19 protein-coding genes are annotated in these 19,557 nt (G+C 46.8%); 11 read left to right on the top strand and 8 right to left on the bottom strand.

All coding sequences use genetic code 11. From position 1 onward, the window contains the following. The first annotated feature begins 252 nt into the window (after positions 1 to 252). Genes DP_RS07460 through DP_RS18960 form a run of 6 tightly spaced genes read left to right on the top strand, consistent with a single transcriptional unit; the run spans position 253 to position 7,918 of the window. The gene (locus tag DP_RS07460) at positions 253 to 5,013 is read left to right on the top strand and encodes a pilus assembly protein (RefSeq protein WP_041277763.1); all 4,761 of its coding nucleotides are present in this window, start codon (positions 253 to 255) and stop codon (positions 5,011 to 5,013) included. Continuing rightward, positions 4,998 to 5,519, top strand: a complete 522-nt coding sequence (locus tag DP_RS07455) for a pilus assembly FimT family protein (protein WP_011188709.1) — start codon at positions 4,998 to 5,000, stop codon at positions 5,517 to 5,519. The genes DP_RS07460 and DP_RS07455 overlap by 16 nt, the downstream gene beginning before the upstream one ends. Continuing rightward, complete coding sequence (locus DP_RS07450) at positions 5,491 to 5,904, top strand: type IV pilus modification PilV family protein (RefSeq protein WP_083818946.1); 414 nt, start codon at positions 5,491 to 5,493, stop codon at positions 5,902 to 5,904. The genes DP_RS07455 and DP_RS07450 overlap by 29 nt, the downstream gene beginning before the upstream one ends. Next, on the top strand, positions 5,901 to 6,887 hold the full coding sequence (locus DP_RS07445) for a PulJ/GspJ family protein (protein ID WP_011188707.1): 987 nt from the start codon (positions 5,901 to 5,903) through the stop codon (positions 6,885 to 6,887). Before DP_RS07450 ends, DP_RS07445 begins: the two co-directional genes overlap by 4 nt. 1 nt (position 6,888) lies before the next feature. Then, entirely contained in the window at positions 6,889 to 7,422 is a 534-nt protein-coding gene (locus tag DP_RS07440; RefSeq protein WP_041277761.1) for a hypothetical protein, read from the top strand. A 37-nt stretch (positions 7,423 to 7,459) separates the two neighbouring features. Beyond that, positions 7,460 to 7,918: a pilin gene (locus DP_RS18960; protein WP_011188705.1), complete on the top strand. Its 459-nt coding sequence runs from the start codon at positions 7,460 to 7,462 to the stop codon at positions 7,916 to 7,918. A gap of 175 nt (positions 7,919 to 8,093) precedes the next feature. On the opposite strand, the gene DP_RS07430 is transcribed toward DP_RS18960, so the two are convergent. The 8 genes from DP_RS07430 to DP_RS18955 all read right to left on the bottom strand — a co-directional run bounded on the left by DP_RS07430 (position 8,094) and on the right by DP_RS18955 (position 14,928). Beyond that, complete coding sequence (locus DP_RS07430) at positions 8,094 to 8,468, bottom strand: hypothetical protein (RefSeq protein WP_156792227.1); 375 nt, start codon at positions 8,466 to 8,468, stop codon at positions 8,094 to 8,096. Between the two features lie 132 nt (positions 8,469 to 8,600). Further along, the gene (locus DP_RS07425) at positions 8,601 to 10,775 is read right to left on the bottom strand and encodes a pilus assembly protein (RefSeq protein WP_041277760.1); all 2,175 of its coding nucleotides are present in this window, start codon (positions 10,773 to 10,775) and stop codon (positions 8,601 to 8,603) included. Positions 10,776 to 10,789: 14 nt separating this feature from the next. Beyond that, on the bottom strand, positions 10,790 to 12,298 hold the full coding sequence (locus tag DP_RS07420; RefSeq protein ID WP_156792226.1) for a hypothetical protein: 1,509 nt from the start codon (positions 12,296 to 12,298) through the stop codon (positions 10,790 to 10,792). A gap of 22 nt (positions 12,299 to 12,320) precedes the next feature. After that, positions 12,321 to 12,812, bottom strand: coding sequence for a pilus assembly PilX family protein (locus DP_RS07415; protein WP_011188701.1), 492 nt, complete (start codon positions 12,810 to 12,812; stop codon positions 12,321 to 12,323). After that, complete coding sequence (locus DP_RS16730) at positions 12,809 to 13,276, bottom strand: type IV pilus modification PilV family protein (protein ID WP_011188700.1); 468 nt, start codon at positions 13,274 to 13,276, stop codon at positions 12,809 to 12,811. Before DP_RS16730 ends, DP_RS07415 begins: the two co-directional genes overlap by 4 nt. An 8-nt stretch (positions 13,277 to 13,284) precedes the next feature. Further along, entirely contained in the window at positions 13,285 to 13,974 is a 690-nt protein-coding gene (locus tag DP_RS07405; RefSeq protein ID WP_011188699.1) for a PilW family protein, read from the bottom strand. A 3-nt stretch (positions 13,975 to 13,977) separates the two neighbouring features. Beyond that, positions 13,978 to 14,538 (bottom strand): GspH/FimT family pseudopilin, encoded by a 561-nt coding sequence (locus tag DP_RS16725; RefSeq protein ID WP_011188698.1) that lies wholly within the window; start codon positions 14,536 to 14,538, stop codon positions 13,978 to 13,980. Between the two features lie 3 nt (positions 14,539 to 14,541). Then, positions 14,542 to 14,928, bottom strand: coding sequence for a prepilin-type N-terminal cleavage/methylation domain-containing protein (locus DP_RS18955; RefSeq protein WP_041277757.1), 387 nt, complete (start codon positions 14,926 to 14,928; stop codon positions 14,542 to 14,544). Positions 14,929 to 15,580: 652 nt separating this feature from the next. Between DP_RS18955 and DP_RS07390 the strand changes: the two genes are divergently transcribed. From DP_RS07390 to DP_RS07375, 5 genes are all read left to right on the top strand, one after another. Then, positions 15,581 to 16,036 (top strand): pilin, encoded by a 456-nt coding sequence (locus DP_RS07390; RefSeq protein ID WP_011188696.1) that lies wholly within the window; start codon positions 15,581 to 15,583, stop codon positions 16,034 to 16,036. Positions 16,037 to 16,475: 439 nt separating this feature from the next. Then, positions 16,476 to 16,685, top strand: a complete 210-nt coding sequence (locus DP_RS17905) for a hypothetical protein (protein WP_011188694.1) — start codon at positions 16,476 to 16,478, stop codon at positions 16,683 to 16,685. A gap of 149 nt (positions 16,686 to 16,834) precedes the next feature. After that, the gene (locus tag DP_RS07385; RefSeq protein WP_011188693.1) at positions 16,835 to 17,263 is read left to right on the top strand and encodes a pilin; all 429 of its coding nucleotides are present in this window, start codon (positions 16,835 to 16,837) and stop codon (positions 17,261 to 17,263) included. Between the two features lie 242 nt (positions 17,264 to 17,505). Further along, positions 17,506 to 19,209, top strand: a complete 1,704-nt coding sequence (locus DP_RS07380; protein ID WP_162096633.1) for a PglL family O-oligosaccharyltransferase — start codon at positions 17,506 to 17,508, stop codon at positions 19,207 to 19,209. Positions 19,210 to 19,319: 110 nt separating this feature from the next. Then, positions 19,320 to 19,541, top strand: a complete 222-nt coding sequence (locus DP_RS07375) for a hypothetical protein (RefSeq protein ID WP_041277755.1) — start codon at positions 19,320 to 19,322, stop codon at positions 19,539 to 19,541. Positions 19,542 to 19,557 lie beyond the last annotated feature (16 nt).

Raw genomic sequence — 19,557 nt, 5'->3', positions numbered from 1 at the left:
ACCACAGTCCCCACACGCAGCAGATCATACCTACCTCTCACAAAAGCTTCCTGCCACAGATGCATAAAAAATTGTACTCTCCGATAAACTTTGGCTACAATTAAGGATACTGGTAGGCGCACTTACCATGGATTTAATTTTCGCCTACCAGAAACAACGGCGTACCAGAAAGGCAAGGTACTCTCGGCCCTTGATGGACGAATTGAACAGCACAGGACATTGTTGCGGTTAAAACAGGAGAAGAGCACAGACATGAAACAGATCCCGAATAACAAAATAAATCTCCCGCTTTTTCTCCTCCTACCTCTCCTTATTCTCACAGGGCCCTTAGTGGCAAGTGCAGGTACATGCGAGGGAGCCGCCTATACAGCATACCCACCATCCATAGCCAACAAAGTCAAGCCTAACATCCTATTCATGCTCGATAATTCAGGGAGCATGAAGCAACCAATGTATAGCCAGAGTGGCTGGAACTGCAAATCATTCCCGTCAGACTATGACAGTACAAAAGAGTATTACGGTATTTTTGAAAGTACGGCAAATTACAATTACGACCCCAAGGTTAGCATAAACCCAGATGGATTTAATGGCACTCCCTACGATGTAGCCGTTGCCCTATCAGCCACGGGAGCCTTTGTACCAAGCACATGTTCCTCTCAAACAGACAAAAACTGCTGGAGCGGGAACTTTCTCAACTGGATCGTCACCAGACGTATGGATGCAGCCAGAAAGGTTCTCGTTGGAGGCAAGACAGAGAGCAGAAGCAGCTACCCATATCTAAACATAACAGGCAATTCAACCCTATACTGGAAAATTGTGGGAAACAATGAGCCAATTGACAGAGAAATTTGCCGAAATGCCCCAGCAAATTCAATTGACTACAGCCCACTTTCTGCGGGAAGCCCCATAAGAGTCAACAGCCCTGCCTATGGCGGTTCAAGTAAAACTACCTACGACCCCTATGCAAAGATGACGGCAACGGGAATAAGCACAAAATACTCCAAGACCATCACCGATAACATTGGTGATATCATTGGTGAATTTAGCTCCATTGAGGACCTTGATGAGACATGGAAAAAAATCACCCTGAGCAAAAATTATAGCAATCCCGTTATTGTTGCCGGCCCCCTCGATTCAACCGCTAATCGCCCTGCGGTAATCAGAATAAAGGAGATCAAAAATTCTTCTTTTAAAATACGGGCAGAGCAGTGGGAGTATCTCAACGGAACCCTGCCTCAACGAAATGCCTCCTACCTGGTCATCGAGGCAGGGACGCACACCCTGCTTGGCGGGGGAAAAATTATGGCAGGAAGCACAAAAATCAACACAAGCTATGTAAACAGTCGCTCCGCGTGGAAAAATGTGTCTCTGGCTTCAGGTGATTTTTCTTCGACTCCCGTAGTAATCACCGCAATCACCTCAGACACAGACCATCAAACCGTCACCACCCGCCTTAACGATATATCAACAGCCGACTTTGATATCATTTTGCAGGAGGAAGAATTAGAATGGAAGGCGAGCCGCCGAACTCATGCAACCGAAACAGTGGACTATGTGGCCCTGGAGAAAGGACAATATAACTTCACGGATACAGTTCTAGAAGTGGGCACCCAGAGTCTTTCCAACAGCGCCTCTATAACTTTTGCCACGAGCAAAGCCACCAGTGCCTTTCTAGCCACAGCCTTAACCTTTAACGGGCCCGATACAGTGGCCGTAGCCTTTAGTAATTTAGAGCAGGATTCAGTGCAAATCTCCCTGCAGGAAGAGGGTTCAAATGATACGGAGGTTCGCCATACAACAGAGGCTGTCGGCTACCTCGCCCTCTCCCCAAGAACAAACTATAATATTGCCCTATTGACAGATCAGGTACCCAAAGGACTCCTTCACGATATAAAGGATGATGTCCGTCAGGGCCTCAGTTACTACAAGTACAATCTCACCACCAACAATATATACAATTCATGGTGGCACGGTGGAACCATGCGCCTGCGCATCCCGACCAACCCCTTTGTCAAAAAAAGTTCAGACACCAACTTTCGCACAATCGATACCCCCATAGATTCAGACATAGAAATTCTGGTGGATGCAGTCGAACACTATCCACTGATCTGGGGAACAACCCCCCTTGCTGAAAATTTCTATGAGGTCATTCGTTATTTCCAGCAAAAAGGCCCCTATTACAACTCCAGCGTCAACAGCGCAGGAGACGTGGCAAGCTTTTTAACAGAAAAAGCCTGGGACCCCTACTATTTCAAAGAACTGGACGCCATGATACGTTGCGCTAACTCATCTGTTATTATCTTCACCGATGGGGGTTCATATACCGATAGCTACGTGCCACCTTTTAATGACGAGGAATTTAACGAATCAAGCGCCTCCCAGGCGGCTTCAGCATATAGTGACGGAAGCAACTACACAAACGACTACGATGGGAACATCGTAACAGGCGAGGGCATTAATACGAGGAACACCGATAATAGTTACAAAAATAACCTCGATGATCTGGCCCTCTGGGCCAACCTTAACAGAAAGGGGCAGGCCCTGACTGAAGCACTCTCTAACAGTCGGGATCTCCGCGATGATCTTAAGGGAGAGCAGTATCTTACCACCTATACCGTGGGCTTCGGAATTTCTGCAAACTCCGCCGAAGAGAGACTCCTCCAGGATACCGCCGCCCATGGCCAAGGGACCTATTCTCTAGCAGAGGATGGGCAACAGCTCAAAGATGTTCTGAAGGGAACCATCAACAGCATCCTCGACAAGACCGCATCGGGCACAGGCGTATCTATTCTCTCAGGAAATAAATCTACAGGGGGTACCCTCAACCAGAGCCTCTTTTTCCCCACTAAAGAGTTCCAAGATAACAAGAAGTACCAAGTAAACTGGACAGGTATACTCCATACCTACTGGTACTCCAGCCAAAACGATATTGCCTATATGCAGGAAGACAATGTGGACAGGTTTTTTCGCAATAAATTTACAGACCATATTATTGAAATTGTGCCAAATCCCAATACAGGGGGACTCTCCATCCCCTACTATGCGGTAGAGGCCGATGGAAGTAAGGGAGCCCGCTTAGGCGATCATGCCAAAATCGGAGATATTGCCAAGATATGGGATGGCGGACAAATGTTAAACGATCGAGAGGTTGAGTCTGCCCCTGACCTCATCGCTGATCCAGCCCCAGGTCTTGACACAGCGAGACGGGTCATATGGGGAGTAGATGAAACGGACAGTATACAAGAGTTCACCACAGATAATGTCAACAGCTTCGACTCTCTTTTTGGAGGCAGCGGCTTTGATCCCTGCCTTGGTGGAACAGCTGCAGAGAGGGCGGTAAACACTATCTCCTATACCCGTGGGGCAGGAGATGATTTCACTACCAATGGCGGAGGAGAGTGCAGATCCAGGGCAACAGACGCTGACACCACCGGTGGAAAAAACAGATGGAAGCTGGGCGATATTATCCATTCAACCCCCAAGGTTCTTAACTACGGGGACAACTCCCTGATCTTCACCGGGGCCAACGACGGTATGCTCCATGTCTTTAACGGGGGCAAGATAGAGAGGGGGGGCCTTAGCGGTGATCAAGTGGCTACGCTTATTAATAAAAAAGGCGACGACGGCAACAACCTCGTAGGTAAAGAGGTCTGGTCTTTCATCCCCAAAAACAGCATGCCCTATCTGAAATACCTTGCCGACCCGGACTATCAGCATCTCTATGCGATTGACGGCGCACCCTACTTCGTCCAGCACGGGGACAAGACAATTCTTATCATGGGAATGCGTTTTGGCGGGGCAACGGGCTCTACAGGTGATAAGGCTATCTCGCCTGAAACTGCCGGCAAAGGCCTGTCCTCATACTTTGCTCTTAATATCACCGATCCCTATGCCCCCAAATTCCTCTGGGAATTCACCGATCCAGATCTTGGTTTTGCCTACTCCGGCCCCGCTGTTATCAGCAGAAAACAAAAAGCTGGCAACAGCCTCAAACAAAAATACGTAGTCTTTGTCTCCGGCCCCACAGACTACCAGGGCCAAGTACAGCAGAATTTAAAGGTCTTCATCCTCACCCTTGATGATGATTTCAAAAAAACCGCGGTTAATACAATAGCACCCAAAAACGTGCAAAAAAATTCTTTCGGCGGCAGGCTTTACAACAACGGCATGGATATCGACAGTGATGGCTACACCGACCTTATCCTTTATGGGGTCAATGAAAAAAATGGTGCACAAGGCCAGCTCCGGGCTATTGCCCCCACCGATCAGGCAGTAAAAAAATGGACGGAAAAGAACATCCTCAACTCCAGCCAACCGGTTACCAGCGCAGTTGCCTTCGGCACCTGCTTTGATGACCCCTTTGTCTATTTCGGTACGGGCAAATGGTTTTTCAAGAAGGACGACCCAGATGGCAAGACCAATAACCTCTATGGCGTTAACCTCCAAGAGTGTAGGGATAATCTAGCTAAGGGTGAGGATTGCCTAAAAAGTGTCGGCATCAACTCAATCCACAACACCAGTGGGACCTGTGATGTCTCCGATGCCAAACGCAACAGCAACTATGCATGGAGGCTGGATAAGGGTCTGGCAGAATATGGCGCCGATGCAGACGACCCTGACACCATCTACATGAAGGAACGTGTTCTCACCGACCCCACAGTAAGCAATTTAAATATCACCTTTTTCACCACCACCCAACCGACAGATGATATATGCTCCTTTGGTGGACGGACCAGAATGTGGGCCCTGAACTGCATGACAGGAGATAGCATCAGCACCGGTTGCGAGGAGAACACAGAAGGTCAGGCCTATAATCTTCCAGCGGAAATCTTCCACATAATTCTGCCCCTGAATGCCGGCGACCTCAACCTACTCAATCAGGATAGTTTCGACCAGGATGGCAATAGGGCAACTTCTTGGATAATGGGTACGCCACCAGAAAATTCCCCCTTTATCTTACCTGGTAATGGGATTACACCCAAAGGAGAGCCCCTCTTATGGCAAGAACGCTAAGCAGAAACAGGGAGAGGGGTTTTACCCTGCTGGAACTGATGATAGTCATTGTCCTGGTGGGCATAATGGCAACCTTCTCCCTTGCCAGTTACCAAAAGATGACCCAGGCCAAGAATATAGAAAACGATCTTAGCAAAATAACGAGATTCATTAAGGCCGGCCGGGTTTGGGCCTTTACCCACAAACAGGAGGTGACAGTCTCTCTTCTAAAAGAGGGGACTAGCGGCGACAAGCATACAACCATTGTCTCCCGGTGGGATGATGCAGGCACTGGCACGGATACCCAAAAAGAGGTGGTACTTAACTATATCTACGCCAGCAACTACGGTAGCGACAGCTTTTCAATTACCAGTCGAGGAAACCTCGCTAATGGTCATATCCGCCTGCTGGCAGACAATAGGGAAACAGCACTGTCCAACCCCGCAGCCACTGGTGACTGCATAACAATAAATAACATTCGCGTTCGTCAGGGAAAGTATGATGGAACATCCTGCACAGCAGAATAGAGAGAGGGGTTTTACCCTCGTTGAGGTAATGGTGGCCCTTCTCCTCCTCCTCATAATGTCGCTTGGCACACTTACAGGGCTTATTCGTACCTTTCAACATTCTGCACGCCAACAGTATCAAAACGAGGCCAAGCAGATTGCCCAACTGCAGGTTGCCAATATCAGCAACACGGCCTTTGCCGCCCTTAATCTCGGCACAACCAACACCAGCCTGGCCCGTTTCTTTGGCGACAGTCAAAAAACATTCAACGTAGACCAGGCGGTATCGGAGCCGGCAGGTATTGGCACCTATGGTAAACTGGTAAACATTACCGTTAAATGGAAGGTGCTAGATGATGGCCCCGAGGAGTCCTACACAACCACAACCATACGGGCTGACATATGAAAAGAGACGGCTTTACCCTGATTGAGTTCCTCGTGGCCATGACCATCATGCTCCTCCTCCTCCTCTTCACCACCAAGAGTTTTCAACGGATATCGCATAATGTCAAGAGTAGCACGGCCGCCAGCCAGACAAGAGGAGACAATCTCTCTGCCAATGAGCTCTTACGTCTGGATTTGGAACATGCAGGCACAGGCATTGCCACCTACATAGACTCAACAGCCACCATAAATGACATTCCCCCTGTTTTCTGGGATGGCAGTAGCCTTTTGATTCACTCCACCCTCAGTAACACCAATAGCGCAACCATGGGTTGGGCAACAGGTTCCTGTTCGAGTGGTAGCTTCTCCCTTGATATTGAACAGCGAGACAATGATTCTCAAAACTCCATCCTTATCGACAAAGACTCTATCTACAACGAGGATATTACCACCACAGGCTGCAGTGGCAATAACATATATATCGTCTATCCCTATGCAAACGGGGCCACCAGCTGCGGCAGCAGTAGCAACCAGCCCTGCACCCAGACAGAGTATAGGCTCAGCGCCAGCCAACCCATAGACTCCTGTGCGGCAAATACCAGAAACATACTGCGAAACGATACTCCTCTCTTCACCTGCATTGCCGATTTCGCCATCCGCGTTGACTGGGATAAAGACGACGACGGAACAGTTGAGGCGGACGAAACAAACCTTGATCCCAGCAAGACTACTGATATCCCGGCTGCCGAGACAGGCTCCACCCTCACAGTTCGCAATAAGCTCAAGACCAGCACCGTCTATATCCTGGCCCAAATTGGCAAAAAAGACGAGACCTACACCTATGGTGGGCCAAGCCCCAGTCTAGGCGACGGCAAGATAAGCTTTAGCATTGATGGAGAGGCCGTCCAGTTCCAGACACTTTTTACCACTGGCGACGAGATAGAGGAGTTCAAGAGATACCAGTGGAAGGTCTTAAAGATAACGGCCTTTGCCAAAGGGTTTTAATATGAAAACAGTCAATAACCAAAGAGGCACGGTACTTGTGACAGCCCTTTCCCTGGGGCTAATCGGGATTATGCTGGTGGCGGTGATGTGGCACATAATAAAAAGTTCCACGGTAAGCACCCACCAGATGAACTCCTATAACCAAGAGCTGCAAATAGCCCGGGGAACCGGCAATTTTTTGATGGCCAAAATGGGCGACGACAGCCTCACCTGCAATGGGGGAATGACCTGTTCAACAAGCCCCAGCACCCCGACGGCATCCAAAATAGACATCCCCCTAGGCCTCTGCACCGCCCTGGGAAAGGCCGATTGCACAAGCCTTTATGCCTACTATAGAGGCGCAAATAATCTTTCAGCGTTCCAAATTCCTGATACCGGCCCCCAGGCAGGCACCCAGCTAGAAAAAGTCACCAGCCTGCAGGCAATTACTGTCTACGCAGAAAATGAACAATCACTCTCAACCAAGGCTCCCGAGCAGGCCATTATTGATATAATTTATAAAACAGAATTCATTCCGGACGGTTGGGTCGAATAATACCTAAAGGACAAAAAATTTCACTCAGGAGAAGTCCATGCAAAGTTCTCTTAAAGCAGAGAGGGGATTTACCCTTATTGAGCTTATGATCGTTATAGCGATCGTCGGTATCCTTGCGGCCGTTGCCGTCCCTCAGTACACTAACTATGTGGCAAGAAGCAAGTTGGGCGGGGTTTTATCCAATATCACATCCTGGCAGGTTGCCGTTGAACAGTGTATCCAGGACAGGGGAGCGCCAACCAACTGCGACAATGCCACAGTCCCCCTTATTCCGGCAGATATTGCCACAGGGGATGATGGGGCAACGGTCTCGTATGTGGATAAACTCGCAACAGTTAAGGGCGTTATCTCAATCACCACCACCGTCACCGACACAGCCGGCACTCAACTAAACTTCATCTATACCCCGACCACCAGCAAGGGCTACACAGAGTGGTCCCTCACCGGTACAGGCTGCAAGAGCAGCACCCCCAGCCGGGGGGTAGACTGTAAATAGCCTAACGGCCATGCCAGCAGGGATTCAGATAATTATCCATCTCAGGCGATAGGGATACATGGCTTTCCCCTTGGCAAATCACGCGACCCTATTGCCTCAACAAAAGCACAAAAAAAAACCAGACAAGCGTACTGTACGGGGAGCTAAAAAATAGGAGAAATTCTTTCCATCTCCTCTACTCATTCAGCCAAACACCATTTTCCAACCTGAGCCTTTCTACACGCTTCCCCTTTTTGTTATCAAGAACATCAGCAGGTTCTGCAGGCCCTTCCGATTGAGCAATATCTTCAACTATTGCCAGCACAACAGTTTCCTGAACACCTTCAGTAACTTTTTTACTGACAATAGCCTGCACACCTTGGCCAACAGCAAGATTTTTTATTGGCTCCTCTAAATACTGTCCTGCCAAATTTTTACGAAATATTACAGAGGGCACACTGAGAAGCTGATCTGCCACCAATATAAGCGAACCTCCGGGGGTATACTCAGATACCAAGCCAACCATTTCCCTTTGTTCTCCTCCGGAGCTATCGACAAGAAGATCGACCATCTCCTGCTTTGTATTTTGAGCAAATCCAGTTTGTAAGGTAAAAGAATAACAAACAAACCCTAAAAACAATACCCTTAGCATTTTCATACTACACCTACCCTGTAGACAACTGGTTAACCAATAGTTTTTATTCTAATTAAAGTCCTGTCTCCAAGACTTCAGCTCTATTTTTGACTTTTTCAAATTAACCTTATAAGGAGTGGGTGGTTGCTCTGTAGTTCCTGCAAAAAGCACATCCCCATGCAGCACAGGCTGAAAAGGAACACCTTTACCAAGATACAAACCAGCGACTGCACTGCTGCCAACAGTTTGTGGAAAATCTACAAATATATGCTCCGTTGGGGCAGCTCCTGTCTTCCAATCAAGGGCAAATAAATATGCATCACCGCTTCCCCCACAGACATCTGCATCAGGGACAAAGGTAGTAAAAAAGACAACACCGCCGACCACCAAAGGCTGTGACAAGGAACGCTCACTTGCACTGCTCTCAGAATTCATAAGCTTCAAGGCCCATGAACCTGCACCACCTGCACCAGTTACACAATTTCCTACTGTTCTATACTCAGCACTACTATCTGCAGCTGTAACAAATCCCGCATCACAGGTTGTTATTTCACTCATCTTTCTCAGAGAAGCGCCCTCATCCAGAAGACCAAGCATATACTGTTGGTCTGAAGACACCTTATCTGCTTGATCTTCGTACTTTCCAGTACCAGCATACACCCACAGGCTGCTGCCTGTATCAGAATCAAAGGCGAAGGCAGGTTTTGTAATAATAGGTGACAATCGATCTGTATGACCAGATTCAAAAAGGCGGCTTACCCGTGGAGAATCGCCAACTGAAATATCTGCAATTCTAAAAATTTCACCGTATAAATTACCCAAATATACCCTGTCAGCCTTGTTATCATCATCGACATCAACAACCAAAGGAGAAGAGGGAATATCGTTTTTAAGCAACTGACTATCATCAGCCGGGTCTGCTGTACCAATTTTGATCTTATTCGTATTATTATCGCCGCCCCACACAGAAGCCCCTGTCCACGAATTAACAGCAAACAGATACGCCTGCTTACTGGCCTGTTCATCTGCCTTAACAGCTCGGCCGGAGCCAAAAAATGTCAGCCACGAAGCTTTGTTAGCAACTGCATCATCAGCAACTCTCTCAATCTCAGGCAAAGCTGTAGCCAACCCCAGTTCACTATCATCGACACTGGTAAACTCCCACAGGAAAGAGGTATCATTTACTCCTCCACCGAGACCTTTTCCATATGTAACATCTAAAGAATAGAAGCCAGCGCCACCTCTGCCAATACCAGCCGCCAGCACAGTCCGCCATTTACTGCCTGACAAATCTGCCTTATAAATATCTCCAACTCGGGGAGGGCCATCATTGATATACTCATGACAGTATGCAGCAGAACACATATCTGTATTAAGTTTTTCCCTTACACTATCTGGATAAAATCGCCATAGCTCTTTCCCCAGAGGCGTTGTATCTGTACTGGCACGGCTCGTTCCCGGAGCAAGTAAAAAAGAGTGCAGGGCTCCGTCATTTGAATTCACATAAACAAGGGTATCTCGGCCAGTAACGGATGTATTGCGGTTAAAATCTTCATAGTCATCAAAATCATAATAATAGGGAGGAGCTCCTACAATCTTGGGTGTTGAATTAATAATATCTCCCAAATTTTTGCAGAGATAATTATCTTTATCCAGAGTTGTAGTACCATAATTCACCACACTGGTTGTCGCCTTCTCATAAACAAAGCAATCAGCGAAATCCGGGCTCCCCGCAGAGGCATAAACATCACTTGCCCTCCACAATATCTCTCCCAGCTTCCCCGTTTCTCCGTCAAATTTATTGGCCACAACATCTCCCGTCCACTTTGCTGGGTTAAATGTGGCAGTCACTAAAATTTGTTCATCTTTAACCGAGGTGGTTGGGGCCGGAGAGACACCATTATACAACTGCAATTTGACACTGCTGATAATGGATTTCATCGCTGCTAAAAATTCATCGGGGGAATCGGCCAGAAATGGTACGCCCTTCCCGCCCGCATCATCATGGAGGGCATAGAGCTTATCTGTATCTGAAATTTTCCCGGCGCGTTGAGCTATTTCCGCTATTTTATCAAGTTGCGTCGCATTATCTAAACCAAAGCCAAGGGCAACAACAGAAACACCTGCATTTATCAATCTATCAGTAGCAGTCCCTGCATTAGTAGTCGTAGTACCTGTATTACCTATGCCATCGGTAACAATAACAAGAACCTTCGCCTGACAGGACACCTGAGCATATTTCAAACTGTAGGTCTCATCTAAGCGCCTTGCTGTAAAGTAATCATAGCAGCATTCATGCTTGGAGTGAGCGGAGTCCATCCATAGGCATCTGTACTGGCCAATGCCGTCTCTAAATGTCCCTGATGCACCTCTGAATGTGCCTTTACCCCCACCTTATATTTGCTGTAGTAGTCGGGACTACCAGTATCAGAAGAGCTCCCATTACCACCTGCCCAGGTTGCAAAGCCCCAGGCAATTGCGTCATCCTTAAAGACCTCTGCCAAAACGGCAACGGCATAATCAAGCCGGGTATAATTCAGGGATGCATTTGCCAGGGTAAGGCCAGTATCAGATTCAAGCATCGTCTCTGTAATCGATGATACATTTGGCTCTTTAAAGCCTTCAATATCGAGGGTGGCAACTCGACTTATATCGTCGGAACCTCTGTACGTAAAGAGGATCTCGGCACTGGTGATTTCTGCACCGGAAGGGATGTTAATATTTTTAAAGAGAAGACCTACGGGACCCTTTGCACCAAAATATAGGCCATAATAATTATTGACAAATGAACCATTATAGACCTGATTATCGTCTGCATCTGCTAATATCTTTTTCGTAAAAGTTACCTCATCGACGCCACCAATGGGGATATATTTAATGGTAAGAACGGGAGCACCAACTGAACTGCCCCTATAAGAGTAGGCCTGTCGGTCACCGGTTCCCCTCACCCTAAAGGCAATATTATGGCCGGATACCCAGCCTGTTAAATCAACAATCTCCTGGACAATGGGCGCCAAATCAGAACTCAAAAACTTAGAACCCGAGAACATTGAACTGTCCATACTCCCGGAAAGATCAAGCTGGACCATGATGGCAGGACTCAAGAGATTCTGCGTATAAATGGGCACATCACCACAGGTGCCATCGGCAGGAGGAAGTGTGCCCCCGCTATCCTGACAGCTGGTCGGATCCAAAATGTTGGCAAAACTTGGGGACGTATAGCGATTCGTACTTAAGAAAAAACCATCTATACGGGTATAATGTTCTCGCATTGCTATTTTAATTGTATGGCTGCCAGCACTGAGATAGATTCCGTTGGAGCCAACCTGCATAGACCTTGTCCATACATACCTATAATAGTGTCCAGCAAAATTCCAGGCCCTCCACGATGAATCATCAACGGTATAAAACATAGAATCTCTTGAGCCACTGTACCCCTCCCCTCTCATCCAGAAGTAGTAGGTACCAGCAGTTGAGATCTCCACCTCATACTCTTTTATTTCCCGCCGTGGTGGCGTTCGAGTTGAATCATCACTACCAGCAACCAGGGCGAGGCCACCATGGGCACTACCATCACTCTTTAAGGAAAAATTTTCATCGTGATCATCACTATGCCCACCTTCACCCGTATAATTTTCCGCCTCAATATAAGTTCCTGTGGGATCAATCACACAGGCGGCCTGCACCACCGAATCAACATGGAATAGCATTCCAACTAAAAGCAAAATAATCATCCACGGGAAAAGCCTAACTGTATTATTTTCCATATCCACCGCTAAAAACAATTACTTAATAGTCAACCTTATAGACCTTATTTACTCGAGTGCTAACATGAGCTCGCCCACCTGCTACAGCATCTATCTCATAATGAAATCTCTTGTATCCCTTACCGTATCCCGCGACCTTAGTACTTCCAGTATCTTTAATTCTATACCAATACGGAATCTCTAAAGAACTACCGTCTTTACTGGCATCAGTAAAATCTTCGTGTGATACACCATCACCACCGTCACCATAATTTCTGACAATATTACTCAATGGAGTAGACACATTGACCCAATCAGGGGGGGTTGATCTCTTGCCTAACCACAGACCACCAAGCTGCCAAACACTGTCTGCAACGTAGAACTCCTGACTTGCCTGACGTTCATTTCCAGCAATTTGCAGTTCCATAACAGCCGTTCTGGTAGCCAGGGTACCGACCAAGGTAAGGACCAACATCAGGATCAGGCCAAGGACCAAAACAAAGCCTTCCTCTCTCTTTTTCGCTAAAGGTTTCACTGCCCTCCTTTGACAAAATCAGTCATAAAGGAATCATACTTTACGAACTTATTATCACGGGCACGAACCACAATCACCCGAATGGCCACCGCCCCATTGACCGGGGAATTATCGGCAACATTCGTATAAATGCTGTAACCAGAATGAGTTTTAGTATCCGTCCTATCCGCAGTCGCTGCAGAGACATCTGAATCGACTAAAGAAGGACCATCATCCAGACCAGCAGCACCGGCCCCCGCCCCTCCCTTATCCAAAGCAACCACGGCAGTATAGCCCTCATCCATCAGCCCTTCAATCTCACTGGAGGCAAGCCAGGACATGGTAGAGAGGCCAATGGCATCGGCATTGCCCTTGACGGAACTCACCTGCATAAAGTTCAAAGAGATAAGGCCAACGGAGAGTATCAGAATCGCCATCAGGACCTCAATGAGGGTAAAGCCAGACTGCTCATTTAATAATCTCATATTCCCTCCTAGAGGCCCATATTGCGCAACTTTATTATTTTTCGTACAAATCTACGTCGATAGCGGTCGTCGCCAGAAGGTTTCCATTCTTCACCGGATGCCGTTATATACTCAGTAGTATTGATATAGTCTGACGATTGTCGAGAGGAGCGAACAAGCAGGGAGACCTCCACAGCACGGATATGAGCTAAATTCGTAGGTGTCAGGGTTTTAGTTCCATCGGCAAGACGGTAGTACAACTCTAAATACTCCACCTCTTCAATGACGGCTGCACCAGCATCGATGAGATGTAGTTTAAATACTCCATCATCTTTGTCATAAAGCTCAATCCTGTCATTGCCAAGGCTATCAGCGTAGCTATAAGTGAGAAAACGAAGAGTATCTGTCCTCTTCGCCTTATCCATTGCAGCCTTATCTATGTAATTTCCAGTCCCTAGTGACACGCCATTCACCTCGGAAACGGCCTTTACACCAAAGCCACCTTGAGCAGTTGGATCATAGCCAACCATCCGCAGTTCACGGCTTAGGCTGTCAACGGAGGTACGAAGCGCCTGCTGCATTTCAGCAATATTGGTCTGCACCTCGGCAGAGACTGTCTGTACCCTGTAGAGGCTGTACATTAGGCCAGTGACAATCATGGAAAGTACCAGCACCACCATCAATTCGACCAGGGTCAATCCTCTTTTATTGCTTAGCATAGACTATTTCGCCCAACAGGTTTTGTCGGCCGCAGGACAGGGAACATACTTATGCACCCTGATAAAGCCCGTTGTCAGAACCTCCACCGCATAACAGAGATTGTTCTTCTCTTGGCCAAAACCGTTATCCAGATATACTGTGGCAGGATCAGCCGTGCCCCTACTGGTGAAAGTGATAGTGTGAGGTAAAGAGACCTGAACCGCAATATTACCATCCCAATCCTTTTTCACCTGAGCAAGGCCATACCCCGTCGAGCCATAGTTAGCAAAATCAGCCCCATGCTTTTTAGGCCCCTCGTTCTCTATAAAAGAAAAATCCATGCCGTCTTCTGAAAGATCCATGGGCCCCACGGAAAAAGCCACCGAACCATTTTCACGCACCGCCACTCCTCGGGCCTGTTGCAGGCTAGCCCGAAGCTCGTTGACGGCAGATTTCAGACGATAATTGGGTAGGGCCTCCATAACGCTGGGAATGGCAAACATGGCCAAAACGGAGATAATAATCATTACCGCAACCAGTTCAATCAAGGTGAACCCACCACTATTTTTCACTGTTATAATCAACTCTTACCATACTCCTTGGGTCTGTCCTTCTAGCAAAACATAGATACCGTCACCATCTGAGCAGGCAGGATTCGTTCTCTTACCCTGCACGGCAAAAGCACCTGCAGCGTCAGATTTAAAACTTATCTGAACATTTGCGGGATAGTTAAGGAGAACTCCATTGATGGTATGAGATGCCTTAAAATCTTCTTTAGGGGTAGAATTATCCTCGGCATAGCCTCCTACCAATCTCACCATAACGTCATGGACCGGGGCCACCACCTCTTGGCAACGAGCCCTCGTGATAAAGCTTCTATAACTGGGAATGGCAATGGCCGCCAGTATGCCAATAATTGCCACCACGATCATCACCTCAATAAGGGTGAAGCCATCTCTCTTTCTGTTTTGCACTCTCTCTCCCCCTCCACAGTTCAATAAAATTCACCATATTGTAAGATGACAAAACAAAATAGTGCCATTAATAACAATTAATCAGCGCAATACGCAATAATATAATCACAATTATGTCACTATAACAGTCACAGCTCACCAGAAAAAAAGCTCACAAAAGAACTCCTGTGCCTCGACAAGAGCTGAGGTGACAAAAAACGTCACCCCAGCTGACAATAAAGGTCACCACAGACAGAAACAGGCGATGATAAAAACAGAAAGGGTCTAAAAAGGCCTTAGCCCTTATTATCATCCCTATTTTCTTATAACATGCTCCTGTTATGCCTGAACACCTAACAACCTAACAATCAAAGACTCACTTGCCTGCCCAGAGGCCCAGCCCCATCTCCCCATCCACATGAACAGATAAGACCCAAACCTCAAAGAATTATGTTTTTTTCTGGTGGAGGTACAGGGCAGGATAGGGACTGGCACGAGGTAGACTACGCCGCCCCTGACAGGAGGGCGCAGGCCTTGATCATTTACCAGAGAGAACAGCCCTATTAAAAAGGCGAATACAACAAATTTTAGGGACAAATGGAAATTGGCATATAAACTGCTAGTTAAGGGGAAACAGAGTTCCAACATTCTAGCATCATAACAAGGAGAAAAAATGAAAAAGGCACTCAAGAACCAACAGGGTTTCACCCTTATCGAGCTGATGATCGTTGTGGCAATCATCGGAATTTTGGCAGCCGTGGCTATTCCTCAGTATCAAAACTATACTATTAAAGCCAAAGTCGGAAATGCACTCACTTCTGTCGACAGCTTGAAAACGGCTGTTGCCGTTTGTGCGCAGGAAGCTGGTGGTATACTAACTACCTGCAACACCACCACCGCAGACACTGTTACCGAGATCCCTGCCTTTACACCAACTAAAGAAGCGCTTACGGGTACAGTAGCTGCTGGCATAATAACCCTCACATTAGAAGATGGCATAGGCACCGGTGTAGATGACCTGGTAATCACCCTTACGCCGACTATTGGCACCACTACTATCACATGGAATAACACAACTACGGTAACACAGAGTGCTGCTTTGGCTGCAATTATAAAAAATAATATATAGATTATTTTCCATACTATTTGTAACGTAAAATAATCGCCAAAGCCCAAAAGCCGTCCTGGATAAAACTGGGGCGGTTGTTTTATGTCCTGGATAGGTATAGTTGAAAAGAGTAATATATCAAATTGCGACTTTTTACAGACTGGGGCTTTTAGTAAGAAACAACTGCCACTGAACAATATTTTCCTGTGATAATTAAAAATTTACTCAACCAATAGTATCTTAGGAAAAGATAAACACAGCTAGCTGGATAGATTCCATCTGGGAAAGAGACGGCAAATACCCCTGTCCTTTCTACCCTTCTCGTACTCTTTCTAACGATCGCTTTATCCCCATTTTTCAACCCGGCACATCCGGCCAAATACAAGCTAGTTATTACCCTCTTTACCATCTGCCTCTGCCAGCCCAGATCATCCCAACACATCCCCTATCACAAATCTCTATGACTCTTTTTGCCTTCCAGTTACGCCGGTCTACTATCTCCATCATCTACGCCCTCATTGCCCATATCCGTCGCCCCAACAGCACAGGTCAGCCAGCGACAAGACAGTTCCAAAGCCTGTCCAGACCATTGATTCATCGCAAAAAGACAAGACCCCATAGAAATAAACTGCTCCAGACAAATCGGGGTGGTTCCTCCTCCCGGAGGTGAAAACATTCTCCCCGAAGTGGGGCATAAACATTGATATCACCTAGATGCCTGTGATAACATTTTCCTAGGGTCGCAAACTCATGGCCTGGTGAATGTTTAAGGCCAGTTCAATTCCCCCCCCCCATCAATCAATGTCATAGGAGAGACAAATGAAAAAGGCACTCAAGAACCAACAGGGCTTTACACTTATCGAGCTGATGATCGTTGTGGCAATCATCGGAATTTTGGCAGCTGTAGCTATTCCTCAGTATCAGAACTACACTAAACGGGCCAAGGTAACAGAGGGCCTCAATATGGCCGGTGCTGCCAAGACAGCGGTTAGCGAGTACTATCAATCTCAAAATGTTTTGCCAACAAGTCTGGCTGAGGCAGGTATCTCTACTGTCGATACAGACATCGTTAAATCACTCGGAATAGGAGCCAGTGGAGTTATTACTGTTACCTTTAAGGCTCCAGTTCTACTTGATGCCACTATTGTTCTCACTCCATCATTATCAACAACAGGAGCTGGCTTAACTTGGACATGTACAAACACAGGCACCGACATGGATAATTATGTCCCAGCAAACTGTCGTTAATAATTAATAAAGAATAGAAGTTAGTTCTCTTCGAACTAACTTCTATTGGCCCCCTCCCCTAATCAAACAATTACCCTAACAGCCATCCCGCAAAAGAAGTAACATATTAACAATACTCCAAAGACAGATAAGACCAATATCTAACAAGGCTGCTACAAATCCTACTCTCACTGGAGAAGCTGTGAGCTAATTATCCCACACACCTTACCCAGCCAAAGCCTCTCCTTTCCAAAAAAATGACCATGACTAAAGAATTCACTCCAATTTCAAAATATTTCGTTTTTTTTTGGGCTTGCCTGTGGCTAGGCGCTATCCATTATTTTCAATATAATAGCGGCGGATCAGGTCTTGAAATACCATCTAGCAATATGACATGGTGTTTCGTTGCCCTATTAATTGCAAGCTGCTGCTACCGGATCATCCAACAAAAAGAACTCACCCTTAGCAAAACGACCTGGTTCTTTATTGCTTCAGTTTGCCTGATGAGCCTCCCCTATCTCTACCCGGAAAATTGGTTTGCCGACGAGCTCCTTACAGCTGAAAGTGCAGGTCGGGGCCTTGGACTCGTTGCCGGGTTACTGTTCTTTATAGCCCTACAGCAGGTACCCAAAACGTCTGGAGCAATGTTCAAACTCAGCTATATAGTGCTCTTTGGCATTGCCATTGAGGCTATTTTTATCCTGGGCCAATTCTTCCTCCTTACAGAAAACAACTGGCTTAACTACAATATTGAGTACCGCCCATATGGTGTCTTCCAACAGGTAAATGTTGCCGCATCATTTATGGCAACGGGCGTGGCCCTATCCCTCTACCTCCTGCTCCAGCAGAGCAGACAGGACTCCTGCAACAGCTACTTAAAAATAACATTATTAGCCTGTTCATTAATTTGCCCTCTTGCCGTTATGCTTACCCAATCGCGGGCCGGGACCCTTGGTCTTGGTGTGGTTATGATTTTGGGATATCTGGGCAGCTATAGCAGCTTTAAAAGCCAACTTAAATTACGTAATATCTGGCTAGGCCTGATGATTTCAGGAATCCTCTTAGGTATGGCATCTATCCAGCTCTCCAAAACAGATGGAAGGAGTCTCGAACAGGTCTCGTCAATGGGCATACGAAAGGCCATCTATACGCGTAGCTTCAAAATGGTTACTGAACACCCCGTTCTTGGCTGGGGCTACGGTAATTTTGAATGGTCTTACTTAAACCACCAGGCAAAGGCATACACAGAAGATCAAAACATCGCCCTCGGACCAGACAAACTGGAACATCCCCACAACGAATTACTTTACTGGGCAGTAGAGGGTGGCTTGGTCTCTGTTGTCGGTATCTTTTTGCTAATGGCCTATTTCTTCTGGCAACTCCGCAAAAGCAAACAAAAGCTAATATTCCTTGCACTTTTCGCCCCACTGGCCATCCACTGTATGCTTGAGCTCCCCTTTTATCATGCGGCAAGTCCCTGGATATTATTTATCTTTCTCATATGGCTTACGGACCACAGTAAAGAGTATAGTTTCGCTGTCGAATATACCTTTGCTTTACGAGCATTAACACCGATACTCGTGGTATGCACCATGCTATTTATGCTCACAAACCTACACACACTTTATCTCGTTAGAAAATTCGACAAAACAAAAGCAACAACTCTATTCTCACAAGTCATCAACCCCATTGGCTTATCCGACATGCTCACAAGCTATAACCTGATTATGCGCTATAACGTTGCCATAAGCACAGGAAACAAAGAGGATCTTAATCAGTTTCTTAGCTACATGAGAGACTGGATCAAATACGAACCACGTCCTGTTTTTTATAAGATGTACGCCGGGGCCCTGCTGGCACTCAAGCAAGAAGATTATGCGAAGTACATAGCTGCCGAGAATAACTACCTCTTCCCGCAAAAGCAAATGCGTATAGAAAATGGACAGCTTTTCACAGAAAAGGAGTAGTCCCTCTCTCCCCTTGAGGCGAAAGCATTTTTTTCACCCAAAATGGGCTGGTCTGTGGCGACGCGACGAAAAAGCGTTCACAACTGCTTGGAGAGCACAGAACAGCTTGAATGAAAAACCTAAAAGAGATGCCTTACATTGAGGCACAGATCGAAGCTCCCCCCGATCTACTGTGGAAAAAATTAAGCACAGCACAGCACACCTCCCCTCGCCAAGGTGACTACAAGCTGTCAGTTGTAGCAGTGGAGCGCAGCGGAATGGCGAGCTATCGCTGTCAGCCAAAAAAAGCGGCTAACCACTGGAACCGAGAACACAGAGAAAGGATTCCTTAAGTTAAAGGACAAAAAA

Origin of the sequence: Desulfotalea psychrophila LSv54 (assembly GCF_000025945.1) — a bacterium.
In the GTDB taxonomy this organism is placed as follows: Bacteria; Desulfobacterota; Desulfobulbia; order Desulfobulbales; family Desulfocapsaceae; genus Desulfotalea; species Desulfotalea psychrophila.
This window is presented reverse-complemented; position numbering and strand designations above follow the sequence as displayed.

Bases quoted from the DNA above. Each gene is read 5' to 3' on its own strand.
- DP_RS07460 (WP_041277763.1), top strand. From the start codon at position 253: ATGAAACAGATCCCGAATAACAAAATAAATCTCCCGCTTTTTCTCCTC.
- DP_RS07455 (WP_011188709.1), top strand. From the start codon at position 4,998: ATGGCAAGAACGCTAAGCAGAAACAGGGAGAGGGGTTTTACCCTGCTG.
- DP_RS07450 (WP_083818946.1), top strand. From the start codon at position 5,491: ATGATGGAACATCCTGCACAGCAGAATAGAGAGAGGGGTTTTACCCTC.
- DP_RS07445 (WP_011188707.1), top strand. From the start codon at position 5,901: ATGAAAAGAGACGGCTTTACCCTGATTGAGTTCCTCGTGGCCATGACC.
- DP_RS07440 (WP_041277761.1), top strand. From the start codon at position 6,889: ATGAAAACAGTCAATAACCAAAGAGGCACGGTACTTGTGACAGCCCTT.
- DP_RS18960 (WP_011188705.1), top strand. From the start codon at position 7,460: ATGCAAAGTTCTCTTAAAGCAGAGAGGGGATTTACCCTTATTGAGCTT.
- DP_RS07430 (WP_156792227.1), bottom strand. From the start codon at position 8,468: ATGGTCGATCTTCTTGTCGATAGCTCCGGAGGAGAACAAAGGGAAATG.
- DP_RS07420 (WP_156792226.1), bottom strand. From the start codon at position 12,298: ATGGAAAATAATACAGTTAGGCTTTTCCCGTGGATGATTATTTTGCTT.
- DP_RS16730 (WP_011188700.1), bottom strand. From the start codon at position 13,276: ATGAGATTATTAAATGAGCAGTCTGGCTTTACCCTCATTGAGGTCCTG.
- DP_RS07405 (WP_011188699.1), bottom strand. From the start codon at position 13,974: ATGCTAAGCAATAAAAGAGGATTGACCCTGGTCGAATTGATGGTGGTG.
- DP_RS07390 (WP_011188696.1), top strand. From the start codon at position 15,581: ATGAAAAAGGCACTCAAGAACCAACAGGGTTTCACCCTTATCGAGCTG.
- DP_RS17905 (WP_011188694.1), top strand. From the start codon at position 16,476: ATGACTCTTTTTGCCTTCCAGTTACGCCGGTCTACTATCTCCATCATC.
- DP_RS07385 (WP_011188693.1), top strand. From the start codon at position 16,835: ATGAAAAAGGCACTCAAGAACCAACAGGGCTTTACACTTATCGAGCTG.
- DP_RS07380 (WP_162096633.1), top strand. From the start codon at position 17,506: ATGACTAAAGAATTCACTCCAATTTCAAAATATTTCGTTTTTTTTTGG.
- DP_RS07375 (WP_041277755.1), top strand. From the start codon at position 19,320: ATGAAAAACCTAAAAGAGATGCCTTACATTGAGGCACAGATCGAAGCT.